Genomic DNA, 13,745 nt, shown 5'->3' on the forward strand with positions numbered 1-13,745 from the left:
GTTATTCGACCGGGCAGGTGTTGTCGGCCATGTAGTCATGCACGGCGATCTCGCCCGAGGCGATCTTGGCGGTGGCATCGTCCACGGCGGCCTTCATCTCGGCGGTGATCAGCGCCTCGTTATTCTCGTCCAGCGCGTAGCCGACGCCTTCCGAGGCAAGGTCCATCACGGTGATGCCCGGCTCCAGCGCGTCGCCGTCGATGAAGGCCTCATAGACCGAGTTGTCGACGCGCTTGACCATCGAGGTCAGCACCTTGCCGGGGAAGAGGTGGTTCTGGTTGCTGTCCACGCCGATCGACAGGATGCCCTGATCGGCGGCCGCCTGCAGCACGCCAAGCCCGGTGCCGCCGGCGGCGGCATAGATCACGTCGGCGCCCTGCGACTTTTGCGAAATCGCCAGCTCGGAGCCCTTCACCGGGTCGTTCCAGGCGGCGGGGGTGGTGCCGGTCATGTTCTGGATCACGGTGGCGTCGGGGTTCACCGCCTTCACGCCCTGCACATAGCCGCAGGCGAACTTGCGGATCAGCGGGATGTCCATGCCGCCGATGAAGCCGACGGTGCCGGTTTCCGATGCCATCGCCGCCAGCATCCCGACAAGGTAGGAGCCCTGCTCTTCGGTGAAGACCACCGATTTCACGTTGGGCTGCTCGACCACCATGTCGATGATCGCGAATTTGGTGTCCGGGTAGTCGGGGGCGACTGTGTTCAGCACATCGCCAAAGGCGAAGCCGGTCATCACGATCGGGTTCGATCCTGCCTCGGCCAGGCGGCGCAGGGCCTGTTCGCGCTGCGCTTCGGACTGCATTTCCAGCTCCTTGAAGCTGCCGCCCGTTTCATCCGCCCACCGCTTGGCGCCGTTGAAGGCGGCTTCGTTGAAGGATTTGTCGAACTTGCCGCCCAGGTCGAAGATGATCGCCGGGTCGGCCAGCGCCGCGCCGGTGGTCAGCGCCAGCACTCCGGCAGCGCCAAGGAAATGGGTCATCAGGCTCATGGAAAACTCCCGGTTGTCGAGGGGCGCGGCACATGGCTGGCCGGCCCGCTGTGAAGAGATGATCTCTGGCGGATCTGCGCCGAATTAGGGCCGGGTTCGGGAAAGCGGTCAATAGCTATTCGCGGCATCTGCCCCGGCTCTCAAGGACTTGTAGGGGGGCGGCGCGCCCGGTGCTTCACGCTTGCGCGCCAATCGCCCGCGTCATCACAAGCGCGTCGGTGGCGGTGCCACCCGGGTGGCGGTAATAGTCGCGGCGGCGGCCGGCCTGCGCAAAGCCGGCCCGTTCGTAGAGCGCGCGGGCAGCGTGGTTGTCCTCCGCCACCTCCAGAAACGCGGTTTCCGCGCCCCGGGCCGCAGCTTCGGCCAGAAACTGCGCCACCAGCCGCGCCCCGGTGCCGGCGCGGCGCGCGTCCGGGGCAACGGCAAGGGTCAGCAGTTCCGCCTCGCCCGCCAGCGCGCAGCCGAGCAGGAAGCCGGCAGGTTCTGGCAGCAGGAAGGTGCCCTGGCGGGCCAGCAGCTCCGTGAACTCCGCAGCCGTCCAGGGCCGCGGCACGGTGAAGCAGGCGGCGTGCAGCGCGGCAAGGGCCTCGGGCGTCACGGCAGCAGCACCGGCGGCGGGTCGGCGGCGGGGGCGGCATCGGCGCTGCGCAGGTACAGGGGCGCGGGGCGGGGCTGCGGCTCGCCGCTGGCAAGGCGGGCGGCGGCGATGCGGGCGAGGGCCTCGGCGAAGGGCCTGGCGGGGGGGAGGTCGCGCAAATCCGGGCGCAGGGCTTGCAGCACGGCCGCGCCGTCGCCAACCAGCGCGAGACCCGGCGGCAGGTCCGCGACCAACGCTTCGGCCGTCATCAGCCGCGGTTCGGCGGGCCCCGCACCGAAGCCCTGCGCATAGACCTCGCCGCGCCGCGCATCGGTGACCGCCAGCACGGGGCGCGGCAGGTCCAGCGCCAGCGCCTCCAGCGTGCCGACGCCAATGGCGGGGATATGCAGCGACAGCGCCAGCCCGCGCGCGGCGGCCACGGAAATCCGGATGCCGGTGAAGTTGCCCGGGCCGATGCCCACGGCGACCGCATCCAGATCGCGCCAGGTGGCGCCCGCCTCGGCCAGCAGCTCCTCCAGCAGCGGCATCAGCCGTTCGGCCTGGCCCTTGGCCATCGGCTCCAGCCGCGCCGCCAAAACGTCATCGCCGCGCAGCAAAGCGGCCGCGCAATGCGCGGCCGATGTGTCGAAGGCCAGGATAAGTGGAGCAGCCAAGGCTCAGACGGCCACCGGCCGCACCTCGATAACCTCGGGGATGTAATGGCGCAGCAGGTTCTCGATCCCCATCTTCAGCGTCAGGGTCGAGGAGGGGCAGCCGGCGCAGGCGCCCTGCATGTGCAGATAGACCACGCCGCGGTCGAAGCCGTGGAAGGTGATGTCGCCGCCATCCTGCGCCACGGCGGGCCGCACGCGGGTGTCGAGCAATTCCTTGATCTGGTTGACGATCTCGCCATCGGCGCCGTCATGTGCGGCATGGCCGCCCGCCGGGGCGCCTTCACCCTCCAGCACCGGCGCGCCGGACTGGAAATGCTCCATGATCGCGCCAAGTATCGCCGGCTTCACATGCTCCCAGGCCACATCCTCGGCCTTGGTCACGGTGACGAAATCGGTGCCGAAGAACACGCCGGTGATGCCGCTGACCGCAAAGATCCGCCGCGCGAGCGGGGATTTGACGGCGGTGTCGGGGGTGGGGAAATCGGCGGTGCCCATCTCCAGCACGGTTTGCCCCGGCAGGAACTTCAGCGTGGCGGGGTTCGGGGTGGATTCGGTCTGGATGAACATGGGCAAGCCTCCGGAGGTCAGCGGCAGATATGCGCCCCGCGGGGCCCCAAGTCAAGGTTTGGAACCATTCTAATCTGGACGCCCCGGCTTTGCCTTTTCAAAATATCCTCTGGGAGGGTCCCGGGAGGGGTGGAAAACCCCTCCCGGGCGCAGGGGTGCGGGGGGCGCGCAGCCCCCCGCTTCCCCCCTCAGGTCATCGAGCTCAGGTAATCGACTCCAGCCGCTCCTTGGACATGTCCCCCGGCACGATGGTCATCGGGCAGGGCATGTTCCCGGCACTGCGGGTCAACTGCGACACCAGCGGCCCCGGCCCCGACTTGTCGCTGCCCGCCCCCAGCACCAGGATGCCGATCTGCGGGTCTTCCTGGATCACCGCCAGGATCTCGGTCGCGGGTTCGCCCTCGCGGATGATCAGCTCGGGGTCCACCCCCTGCCGGTCGCGCATCCATTTGGCGAAGACCTCGAAATGCGCCTCGATGCGCTCGCGCGCCTCTTGCCGCATCAGCTCGGCCACGCCGATCCAGTGCTGGTATTCCTCGGGCGGGATCACCGACAGGATGATCACCCCTCCGCCCGAATGCGAGGCCCGCATCGCGGCGAAGCGCATGGCGTTCAGGCATTCGCGGGTCTCGTCGAGCACGACCAGAAATTTACGCATGGTTGTTCCCCTTCACCCGATCATCGCCGATCCGGGGGGCGCGGCGCAAGGGGGCGCTGCGCCCCCGCGGGTCAGGCTACGGACTCAGGCTGCCGAATGCGCCCAGTCCCAGTAAAGCGCGCGCACCCGTTTCGTCACCGGGCCGGGGCCGTAGCTGCGATCCTCGAAGGCCGCGACGGGGGTGACCTTGGCGAAGTTGCCCGACAGGAACACCTCGTCGGCGCCGCGGAAATCCTCCAGCGTCAGAACGGTTTCATGCACCGTCACGCCATCGGCGCGCAGGTTGGCGATGTGGCGCGCGCGGGTGATGCCGGACAGGAAGGTTCCGTTGGGGATGGGGGTGAACACCTCGCCGTCCTTGACCATGAACACATTGGCGGTGGCGGTTTCGGCGACATTGCCCATCGCGTCCTGCACCAGCGCATTGCCAAAGCCCTTGCGCTGCGCCTCCACCAGCATCCGCGCGTTGTTGGGATACAGGCAGCCGGCCTTGGCGTTGCAGACATTGTCGGCCAGCACCGGGCGGCGGAACTGGGTGGTGGTCAGCGTGGTGCTGGCCGTGGCGGCCGGCATCGCAACCTCTTCGAGGCAGAGCGCAAAGCCGGTTTCGCCCCGCGCCGGTGCCACGCCAAGCTCGGACCCGTGAATCGCCCAGTACATGGGGCGCACATAGACCGCCTGATCCTTGCCATAGGCGCGCAGGCCTTCGCGGGCGATCTCCAGCATGGTCTCGGGATCGATGGTGGGCTCGATCATCAGCGCATCGGCCGAGCGGTTCACGCGGGCGCAATGCGCCGCCAGATCCGGGGCCACGCCCTCGAAATAGCGGGCGCCGTCGAAGACGCTGGAGCCTTGCCAGATGCCGTGATCGGCGGCGCGCATCACCGGGATGTCGCCCTCGTGCCAGCGACCCTCGAACCAGGTGCGGATGTTTGTGCCAAATGCCATAGCCGGTATCCCCTTGCGAACGGCGCGGAGTTAATCACCGCGCCGGCGCCGGGTCCAGTGCCGGAGTGGGGTGCAAAGGACCGGACCGGCAGGCACCGCAGGGGCTGTGCGGTGTGCCGGGGGATCGGGCTGGCCTGCCGGTCCGGTACGATTGCATTCCGATGGGGGATTCGGCTTCGGAACAGGGGCAGGTTAGCGGACCAATGATTCCGTTTTGCGACGTAGGGTCAGCCGCGCCTCAACCCCGTGCTGCCCGGCGCAATCCACGAAGCGCGAGTGACGAGAGGCTGGAGCCAAGCAGCGAGGCGGCCGACAGCAGCAGGCCGATGATCCCGGCAAACAGCTGAACCGTGAGGTTCGACAGCCGCACCGTGGCGCGCAGGAAGCGGGATTTGCCCAGAACCTCCATCCGGCCCACGGTTTTCGGCCCCAAGGCCTCGGCGGCATTGGCGATGCGCCGGGCGTCCGGCGCGTCATCGACGTAGCGCAGAAGGTGCAGCGCATCGGTGGTGCCAAGCGTGCGGCTGGTGCGGCCAAGATCGGACGCGACAGCGACCAGCGGCGCGAAACGGTCCGGGCGCAGCACGGCCGCCAGATCATCCGCGCCGCGCACGGACGGCACCCGCGCCCAGTCCACCCCGTGGCGCAGCGCGTCGCTGGCCAGTGCGCCAAGCCGCGGCGAGACCAGCCCCATCCGCCGCGCCAGCTTGGCGACGCTGGCGCCGATCTTGACGGTGGCCGACGATCCGCCTGTCGCCACCACCAGCGCGACCGCGCCGAGGCCGACCAGCGACAGGGCCAGGTTGATCTCGTCCACCTCGCCGCCGGTGGAGTAGGCAAGCCCCTCCTTCGCAACGCCGGCGATGTCCCCCAGCGGGGTCGCCACCATCGGCGCCTGGCAGAGCAGTTCCGCCGACAGGGTGCACTCTGCGGGATCATAGGCGCAGGCGAGGCAACCGCCGGCTGTGGCCCAGAAGCCGCTGTCTTGCTCCCACGCTGCGGCCAGATCGGCGCCCAGATCGGGGGGAAGAGGCAGGCCGCGTTCGGCGGCCACGCCCTCGATGGCGCGGATCGCCAGCCAGTTGCGGTCCTCCTCGGCCAGTTGTGTGCGCAGCAAGGTTTCGATGCGCTCGGGCGTGGCTTCCTTGGCCAGTGCGCGCTCCATCGCGGCATCGATGCTGTCGGCGCCGCGGTCCATGAAGGGGGCGATGCCGGGGCTGCGGGCGATGGTGGCGAGGGACTGGCCGGAGAGGGCCAGCGAGGCCAGCAGGATCAGCAGCAGGATGCGGCGGGCGGCGAGGCGGAAGCCGGCGCCGAGGGCGGCGAGGGGGCGGCGTGGCGGGGGGGCACCGGGCCCGGGACGCCGCGGGCGGGAGCCTTGGGGAGGAGCAGACGTGGGAGAGGCGGACAGCGGCGAGGTCAGAAGCAGCGGCGCGGGGGACGGCGGGGCGGCAAAGGTGGGGTGCGCGGGCGCGCCGCCGACGGATGGCCGCGGGTTGGCAGCGGCAGGTGGCGGGGGCGGCGCTGGTCGGGGCGAGGGATCGCCGCCGAGGGATGGCCGCGGAGAGGTGGCAGGTGGCGGGAATTCCGTCCGTGCGCGCTCGCCGCGGGTGACGGGCGGGGGCCTTTCTGAAAGCGGGGCTTGCAGGGGGGCGGGCCGCCCGCGGGAAGCGGCTGGCAGCGGCGAGGTCAACAGCAGGGGCGTGGCGGGAAGGCGCTCGCCGCGGGTCACCGGCGGCGGTTCCGGGGCGGCGGGCTTCGCCGCATCCTCGCCCGGCCGGCGCTGGCCCGGTAGCGCAGGGTGGCTGCGCGGCGGGCGCGAGAGCGGCGGGTTTGCAGATCGCCGTCCCGCGCCGCCGTTGCCGGGGCGGGCCTCCTCGCCGCCGCCGGGCGGCGTGGCGCCGGTCAGCCGCGGCGTGACCGCACCATGCCGACGATGTCCAGTGTCCGGTCGAGGATCGGGCGGGCGATGGCCTCGGCCCGGTCGGCGCCCTCACCCAAAATCCGGTCGATCTCGGCGGGGTCGGCCATCAGCCGGGTCATCTCAAGGCTGATCGGCGAGAGCTTGGCCACCGCCAGATCGGCCAGCGCCGGTTTGAAGGTGCCGAAGCCTTGCCCGGCAAACTCCGTCACCACCGCCTCGGCCGTCATCCCCGACAGCGCGGCGTAGATGTTCACGAGGTTGCGCGCCTCGGGCCGGTCCTTCAGCCCTTCCAGCGTGTCGGGCAGCGGTTCGGCATCGGTGCGGGCCTTGCGGATCTTCTGGGCGATGGTATCGGCATCGTCGGTCAGGTTGATGCGGCTGGCATCCGAGGGATCGGATTTCGACATTTTCTTGGTGCCGTCGCGCAGGCTCATCACCCGCGTCGCCGCGCCTTCGATCACCGGCTCGGGCGCGGGGAAGAAGTCCACGCCATAGTCATGGTTGAACTTGGCGGCGATGTCGCGCGTCAGCTCCACATGCTGCTTCTGGTCGTCACCGACCGGCACATGGGTGGCGTGATAGACAAGGATGTCGGCGGCCATCAGCGACGGGTAGGCATAGAGGCCAAGGCTGACATGTTCGGCATTCTTGCCGGCCTTGTCCTTGAACTGGGTCATGCGGTTCATCCAACCGAGGCGGGCGACGCAGTTGAGGATCCAGCCAAGCTCGGCATGGGCCGATACCTGGCTCTGGTTGAACAGGATCGACCGCGCCGGGTCGATGCCCGACGCCATGAAGCCCGCCGCCGCCTCGCGCGTTTGCTGGCGCAGGCGCTCGGGGTCCTGCCAGACGGTGATCGCGTGCAAGTCGACGAGGCAATAGATCGTCTGGATCCCCTCATCCTGCTTTTCGGCAAAGCGTTTCAGGGCGCCAAGGTAGTTGCCCAGCGTCAGCCCGCCCGAGGGCTGGATGCCCGAAAAGATGCGGGGGGTGAAAGCGGTGGCTGTCATGTCGCCTCTCCGTCTGGATATTCCTGCAGGGCTCGCTTATCGCTGGGGGCATGGCCCGTCAATGCGGGGCACCCCAAACGGAGACGGCAATGCGCCCTGGTCATGACGAATCCCCGCTGAACCCGATCCCGCCGGTGATCTGGCTGCTGCTGCTGCCGGTGGTGGCGATGGAACTGGTGCTGAGCGCGGGGGGCAGCGGCTTTGTCGGCGGGCCGGAAGCGGCGGGCTGGCGGCTGGAGGCGCTGCAGAAGTTCAGCTTCGCGCCCGGCATCTTCAAGGTGCTGCTGGAAAACCGGATCTTCCCGCCCGAGCAGATGATGCGCTTCGTGACCTATCCGTTCGTGCATGGCGACATCACCCATGCGCTGTTCGTGTCGGTGTTCCTGCTGGCGCTTGGCAAGATGGTGGGCGAGGTGTTCCGGGCCTGGGCGGTGCTGACGGTGTTCTTCGCCGCGGCGATCACGGGGGCGTTGGTCTACAGTCTGCTCCCCTTCGACGTGCAGCCGCTCTACGGTGGCTATCCGGCCGTCTACGGGATGATCGGGGCGTTTTCCTATATCCTCTGGGCGCGGCTGGGGGCGGTGAATGCCAACCGCTACCGGGCCTTCACGCTGATCGGCTTCCTGCTGGCCTTCCAGCTGGTGTTCGGCCTGCTGTTCGGGGCGGGCGGCTGGTCCTGGGTGGCCGAGATCGCGGGCTTCGTCGCCGGGTTCTTGCTGTCCTTCGTCGTCAGCCCGGGCGGCTGGCAGCGGACGGTGCGGATGCTGCGTCAGCGCTGACGGCGCAGCCCGGCCTTCACGTCCGACGGGCGGAAGGCGCCGGTGGCGAAGGCGGCCAGCGCATAGGTGGCCATGCCGCCGAGGACGAGCAGCGCCAGCGCGCCATAGCGCTGTGTGGGGGTGTAGAGCGCCTCGCCCAGCAGATGCTGGCCGCCCCAAAGTGCCAGCCCCATCACGGCCGAGGCCAACACGATCCGCGGCAGGCGGCGGCGCAGGCGGTCGTCGAAGCGCGCGGCCTCGCCCATGTCGCGGGTGCCCCACCACAGCTGCGCCAGCATCACCCAACCGGCAATGGTGGTCGCCAGCGCGGCGGCGCTGAAGCCGATCAACGGGGCAAGGCCGATGGCGACGACCGCATTCACCGCCATGCAGTTGAGCGCATAGCGGAAGGGGCGGCGGGTATCCTCGCGGGCGAAATACAGCGGCTGGACCACCTTTTGCAGCACGAAGGCTGGAAGGCCCGCGCCGTAGATCGCCAGCGCGAGGGCGGTCGGCGCCACCTCGGCCGCGGTGAAGGCGCCGCGCTGGAACAGGACAGAGATCAGCGGCCCGGCGATCACCATCAGCGCGACGGCGGCCGGCACCGTCAGGATCAGCGCGAACTCCGCCCCGCGGCTGAGCGCGTGGCGGCCGCCTTCCGTATCGCCGGCGCGCAGGCGGCGCGAGATGTCGGGCAAGAGCACGATGCCGATGGCGATGCCGACCACTCCCAGCGGCAGCTGATACAGCCGGTCGGCATAGGACAGCCAGGCGATGGCGCCGTCGAAGAAGCTGCCGACCTGACGGCCGACCAGAAGGTTGATCTGCACCACGCCGCCTGCCAGCACCGCCGGAAAGGCGATGGACAGCAGCCGTCGCATGTCGGGCGACAGCCGCGGGCGGCGCAGGCGCAGGGGAAAGCCCATCCGCGCCGCGGCGACCCACAGCATCCCGGCCTGCGCGATGCCCGCGACAGGCATCGACCAGCTCATCGCGAGGCCCATGTCCCAGCCTTGGACATAGGCCAGCAGCATCGCCGCGATCAGCACCACGTTCATCAGCACCGGCGCCGCGGCGGCGGCGATGAACCGCCCGCCGGCGTTCAGCAGCCCCGACAGCAGCGCCGCGACCGAGATGAACAGGATATAGGGAAAGCAGATCCAGCCATAGAGCGTGGCCAGCCCCAGCCGTTCGTCCTGCGCAAAGCCCGAGGCCATCGCCAGCACCAGCCAGGGCATCGCCGCCATCGCCACGATGGACACGCCGATCACCACCGTCGCCAGCCCGGCCAGCGCCTCTTCGGCAAAGGCCTTGGGGTCCTCGCCCGCCTCCAGCCGTTTGGAGAACATCGGCACGAAGGCAGTGTTGAACGCGCCTTCGGCAAAGAACCGGCGAAACATGTTGGGCAGGGACGAGGCGATCAGATAGGCCTCGGCCACCGGCCCCGCGCCGACGAAGGCCGCGATCATCACGTCGCGGATGAAGCCGACAAGGCGGCTGCCAAGCGTCCAGCCGCCCACCGTCAGGAAACCGCGGATCAGCCGCACGGGTCTCATCGCCGCCCCCAAATCGCAGCGCTTCCGCCGCCGTTCAATCTGCCGCCCGGGCCCGCTCCACGCCTTCGGTGATCGCCTGCCGCAGCTTGCGCTCCAGCGCCTCCTGCTTGGACTTCACATGCAGCTTCAGCCCGAACATGTCCTTCACGTAGAAGGTATCCACCACCTGCGCGCCATAGGTCGCAATCACGGCGCTGGCAATGTAGATATTGCTGGCCGCCAGCGTCCGCGTCAGATCATACAGAAGGCCGGGCCGGTCGCGGGTATCGACCTCGATGATGGTGTAGATGTCCGAGCCCTCGTTGTCGAAGGCGATCGAGGTGGGGAACTTGAAGCCGCGCTCGCGCTTCTTGACCTTGTCGCGGTCCTTCAGCGCCTCGCGCGCCACCACTTCGCCGCGCAGGGTCTTTTCGATCATCTGGCGCAGGCGGGGCAGGCGGCTGGCCTCGTAGGGGCGGCCCTCGATGTCCTGCACCCAGAACACCGCCGTGGCATAGCCGTCCTTGGAGGTATAGGTGCGGGCATCCACCACGTTGGCGCCGACCAGCGCCAGCGCGCCGGCAAGGCGCGAGAAGATGCCCGGATGGTCGGTCAGCGCGAAACAGGCGCGGGTGGCGTCGCGGTCGGGATCGGGCATCAGGTCGATGCGGATCTCGTCATCGCGCAGCCCGTCGAGCAGGCGGGCGAAGATGACATGGCCTTCGGTGGACAGCGCCTGCCAGTAGGGGCCGTAATGGCGGCCGATCTCGGCCTCGATCTTGTCCGCGGGCCAGAAAGCCAGCGCCTCGCGCAGGTGCTGCTTGCTCTCCTCCTCGCCGCGGTCGCGGTTCAGCGCCTCGAGCCCGTCTTCCAGGGCGATGCTGGCCAGGCTGTGCAGGCGGCGCAGCAGCATCGCCTTCCAGTTGTTCCAGGTTCCGGGGCCGACGCCGCGGATGTCGCAGACCGTCAGCACCGTCAGCAGGTCCAGCCGCTTCTTGGTCTTCACCGCCTTGGCAAAGTCGCGCAGGGTCCGCGGGTCCGACAGGTCGCGCTTCTGCGCCACGTCGGACATGAACAGGTGATAGCGCACCAGCCATTCCACCGTCTCGGCCTCTTCGGCGTTCAACCCCAGCCGGGGCGCGACGCGGCGGGCGATCTGCGCGCCGACGACCGAATGATCCTCGGGCCGGCCCTTGCCGATGTCATGCAAGAACAGCGCGACATAGAGGACGCGGCGGTTCACCCCCTCCTTGAGGATGGAGGAGGACAGCGGCAGCTCCTCGACCAGTTCGCCGCTTTCGATGCGGTCCAGCGTGGCGATGCATTGGATGATATGCTCGTCCACCGTGTAGTGGTGATAGACGTTGTATTGCATCATTGCCACGATCGGCTCGAACTCGGGGATATAGGCCCCTAGCACGCCAAGCTCGTTCATCCGGCGCAGGGCGCGTTCCGGGTTACCGTGCTTGAGCATCAGGTCGAGAAAAATCTCGGCCGCCTCGGGCGCCTCGCGCATGGCATCGTCGATCAGCGGCAGGTTCGCCGCCACCAGCCGCATCGCATCGGGATGGATCAGATAGCCCGTGCGCAGCGCCTCGTCGAAGATGCGCAGGAAGTTCAGGTTGTCGGCCAGGAAGGCCTTGGGATCTTCGACATTCAGGCGGTTGAGGTCGATCCGGTAGCCGGGGCGCACCTTCTTGCGGCGGCGGAACAGGCCTTCCAGCCGCGGCACCTTCTTGACGTGCCGCGCTTCCAGGCCGGTCAGGAAGATCCGCGTCAGCTCCCCCACCTTGGTGGCCTCGCGGAAATATTCCTGCATGAACAGCTCGACCCCGCGGCGGCCGGCGCGATCCTCATAGCCCATGCGCTGCGCGACATCGACCTGCATGTCGAAGGTCAGCTGATCGACGGCGCGCCCGCCCAGCAGATGCAGATGGCAGCGCACCGCCCAGAGGAAATCCTCGGCCTGCTCGAATTGCAGGTATTCCTCGGCCGAGAACAGGCCGGTGCCGACGAGTTCCGACACCTCCTCGACATTGTGCAGGTACTTGGCGATCCAGTAGAGCGTCTGCAGGTCGCGCAGCCCGCCCTTGCCCTCCTTGACATTGGGCTCCAGCACATAGCGCTGGCCACCTTGCCGCCGGTGGCGTTCGGCGCGTTCGGCAAGCTTGGCCTCGATGAATTGCGGGCCGGTGCCGCGGAACAGCTCGTCCCGCAGCCGCTGGTGGAGTTCAGTGGCCAGCCGCACGTCGCCGGACAGGAAGCGATGCTCCAGCAGCGCAGTGCGGATGGTGATGTCCTCGGCCCCAAGGCGCAGGCAGTCCTTCACGGTGCGGCTGGCATGGCCAACCTTCAGCCGCATGTCCCACAGCATGTAGAGTATGGATTCGATGACGCTCTCGGCCCAGCCGGTGATCTTCCACGGGGTCAGGAACAGCAGGTCCACATCCGACTGCGGCGCCATCTCGGCCCGGCCATAGCCCCCCACGGCGATCACCGCCAGCCGCTCGCCCTCGGTCGGGTTCGGCAGCGGGTGCAGGTGGCGGGTGGCGACGTGGAACGCCGCGCGCACGATGACATCGGTCAGCGCCGCATAGGCGCGGACGGTGGGGCCGGCGGCGCGGGGATGGGTGGCGAACTCCGCCTCGATCCGCGCCGAGCATTCGCGGCGGGCCTCGATCAGGTGCTGCACCGCCAGCGTACGCGGTGGGGTGTCGCCCTTCGGCGCCGACAGCAGGGCATCCAGCGCCGAACACAGCGCCGCGGCATCAAGGCCGGGCGCTGTGCTGGTCAGCGGTGTCGATGGGACGAGAGGGGCTGCGGGCAGCGCCGGGTCAGAACCCGGCACCACCGAAGCTTCTTGGGGCAGGGTCAATCACGTAAACCTGGTTGTTGCGGACCTGCCCCACGGCGAGCCCACGTTCATTGGTGCCGTCCGAGCGCAGGCGGAAGATGCCGCTGACGCCGACGAAGCCCGAGCCTTGGGTCAGCGCCGAGGTGGTCAGCGCATCGGCCTTGCCGGCCTTCACCAGCGCGCCAATGGCGGCGATGCCGTCATAGGCAAGGCCGGAAATCGGATGCGGCGCCTCGCCGAAGGCGGACTGATAGCGCGACTGGAACTGCTGGTTCAGCGTCGGATCGGGCAGGGCGAACCAGCCGCCCTGAACGCCCGGCAGCGCCAGCGTGGCGGCCGGAATGTCCCAGCGGGTCAGGCCGATGAAGCGCGTCGTTTCACGGTCCAGCCCGGCCTCGGGCAGCAGTTGCGCCAAGAGCGGCAGCGCGCCGGCGGTGTCGGCGGTGAAGAACATCGATTGCGCGCCCGAGTCGCGGGCGGTGGACACGATGTTCGGGACCGCGGCAACGACGCCCTCTTGCGAGAAGTCGTAGGACCCGGTGCCGGCCAGCGAGGCCCCACGCGAATTGCCGATGGCGGATTCGATGGCGCGCTTGCCGGCCTCGCCGCTGGCGTTGCGGTCATGCACCACCATGATGCGGCCGCGGCCCTGCCCGGCGGCGTAGGAGACCAGCCGGTTCGCGGTGTTCTGGAAGGTCGGCCCCAGCACGAAGACGTTGCCGCCGGCGATGTCGGGGTTGTTCGAGAACGACAGCACGTTCACGCCGCGCCCCGCAACGGCAACGCCCGCGGCATTCGCCGCCTCGGCATAGACCGGGCCGAGGATGATCTTCGCGCCCTCATCCACCGCCCGTGTGGCAGCAGAGGCGGCCCCGGCCGCCGAGGGGCCGGTGTCATAGACCCTGAGGTCGATCTGCGCGCCCTGCAGGTCCGACACGGCCAGCTGCGCGGCCTGACGCAGGCTGCGCGCGATCAGCTCGTCGCCCGAGCTGCCAGAGCCGCCGGGGACCAGCAGGGCCACCGGAACCGGGGCATCGGTGTTGATCGAGGGGCCGGTGCTGCCGGTGGCAATCGGGTCGCAGGCAGCGACCCAGAAGGCCGAAACCAGCGCGGCAATGCGGGCAAGGGGGCGGGTCAATGGCTTGCGGGGGGTGCGGAAAACGGCGAACATGAAAGCGATCCTTGTGGTCCCGGGCATGGAAGGGCAGGGCGGCAACGCGCGATGAACCTATGCGTTCCCGGACCGGAA

Annotated in this window: 12 protein-coding genes; 1 reads left to right on the forward strand and 11 read right to left on the reverse strand. The window is 69.0% G+C overall.

The window, feature by feature from the left end; translation table 11 throughout:
* Position 1: 1 nt before the first annotated feature.
* The 8 genes from GVY41_RS05755 to trpS form a co-directional block, all read right to left on the reverse strand.
* Positions 2-991 carry a BMP family lipoprotein gene (locus tag GVY41_RS05755; RefSeq protein WP_161344514.1) on the reverse strand — a complete coding sequence of 330 codons (990 nt, stop codon included), beginning with the start codon at positions 989-991 and terminating at the stop codon, positions 2-4.
* A 175-nt stretch (positions 992-1,166) separates the two neighbouring features.
* The gene (gene rimI / locus GVY41_RS05760; RefSeq protein WP_161344512.1) at positions 1,167-1,589 is read right to left on the reverse strand and encodes a ribosomal protein S18-alanine N-acetyltransferase; all 423 of its coding nucleotides are present in this window, start codon (positions 1,587-1,589) and stop codon (positions 1,167-1,169) included.
* Positions 1,586-2,242 carry a tRNA (adenosine(37)-N6)-threonylcarbamoyltransferase complex dimerization subunit type 1 TsaB gene (gene tsaB, locus GVY41_RS05765; RefSeq protein ID WP_161344511.1) on the reverse strand — a complete coding sequence of 219 codons (657 nt, stop codon included), beginning with the start codon at positions 2,240-2,242 and terminating at the stop codon, positions 1,586-1,588. The genes rimI and tsaB overlap by 4 nt, the downstream gene beginning before the upstream one ends.
* A gap of 3 nt (positions 2,243-2,245) precedes the next feature.
* Entirely contained in the window at positions 2,246-2,809 is a 564-nt protein-coding gene (locus GVY41_RS05770; protein ID WP_161344509.1) for a NifU family protein, read from the reverse strand.
* A gap of 202 nt (positions 2,810-3,011) precedes the next feature.
* Positions 3,012-3,467 (reverse strand): universal stress protein, encoded by a 456-nt coding sequence (locus GVY41_RS05775; protein ID WP_161344507.1) that lies wholly within the window; start codon positions 3,465-3,467, stop codon positions 3,012-3,014.
* Positions 3,468-3,551: 84 nt separating this feature from the next.
* Positions 3,552-4,415, reverse strand: a complete 864-nt coding sequence (locus GVY41_RS05780; protein WP_161344505.1) for a branched-chain amino acid aminotransferase — start codon at positions 4,413-4,415, stop codon at positions 3,552-3,554.
* A gap of 238 nt (positions 4,416-4,653) precedes the next feature.
* Entirely contained in the window at positions 4,654-5,613 is a 960-nt protein-coding gene (locus tag GVY41_RS05785) for a hypothetical protein (RefSeq protein WP_229725956.1), read from the reverse strand.
* Between the two features lie 707 nt (positions 5,614-6,320).
* Positions 6,321-7,349, reverse strand: coding sequence for a tryptophan--tRNA ligase (gene trpS, locus GVY41_RS05790; RefSeq protein ID WP_161344502.1), 1,029 nt, complete (start codon positions 7,347-7,349; stop codon positions 6,321-6,323).
* An 89-nt stretch (positions 7,350-7,438) separates the two neighbouring features.
* Between trpS and GVY41_RS05795 the strand changes: the two genes are divergently transcribed.
* Positions 7,439-8,128: a rhomboid family intramembrane serine protease gene (locus GVY41_RS05795; RefSeq protein ID WP_161344500.1), complete on the forward strand. Its 690-nt coding sequence runs from the start codon at positions 7,439-7,441 to the stop codon at positions 8,126-8,128.
* On the opposite strand, the gene murJ is transcribed toward GVY41_RS05795, so the two are convergent.
* The 3 genes from murJ to GVY41_RS05810 are packed head-to-tail and all read right to left on the reverse strand — an operon-like array spanning position 8,119 to position 13,667.
* Positions 8,119-9,663, reverse strand: coding sequence for a murein biosynthesis integral membrane protein MurJ (gene murJ, locus GVY41_RS05800; protein ID WP_161344498.1), 1,545 nt, complete (start codon positions 9,661-9,663; stop codon positions 8,119-8,121). The genes GVY41_RS05795 and murJ overlap by 10 nt on opposite strands.
* A gap of 34 nt (positions 9,664-9,697) precedes the next feature.
* A complete protein-coding gene (locus tag GVY41_RS05805) occupies positions 9,698-12,493 on the reverse strand; it encodes a [protein-PII] uridylyltransferase (protein ID WP_373283270.1) in 2,796 nt (931 codons plus the stop codon).
* Positions 12,477-13,667 (reverse strand): penicillin-binding protein activator, encoded by a 1,191-nt coding sequence (locus tag GVY41_RS05810; protein WP_161344494.1) that lies wholly within the window; start codon positions 13,665-13,667, stop codon positions 12,477-12,479. The genes GVY41_RS05805 and GVY41_RS05810 overlap by 17 nt, the downstream gene beginning before the upstream one ends.
* Between the last annotated feature and the right edge of the window lie 78 nt (positions 13,668-13,745).

Origin of the sequence: Frigidibacter albus, assembly GCF_009908165.1 — a bacterium.
Lineage (GTDB): Bacteria > Pseudomonadota > Alphaproteobacteria > Rhodobacterales > Rhodobacteraceae > Frigidibacter > Frigidibacter albus.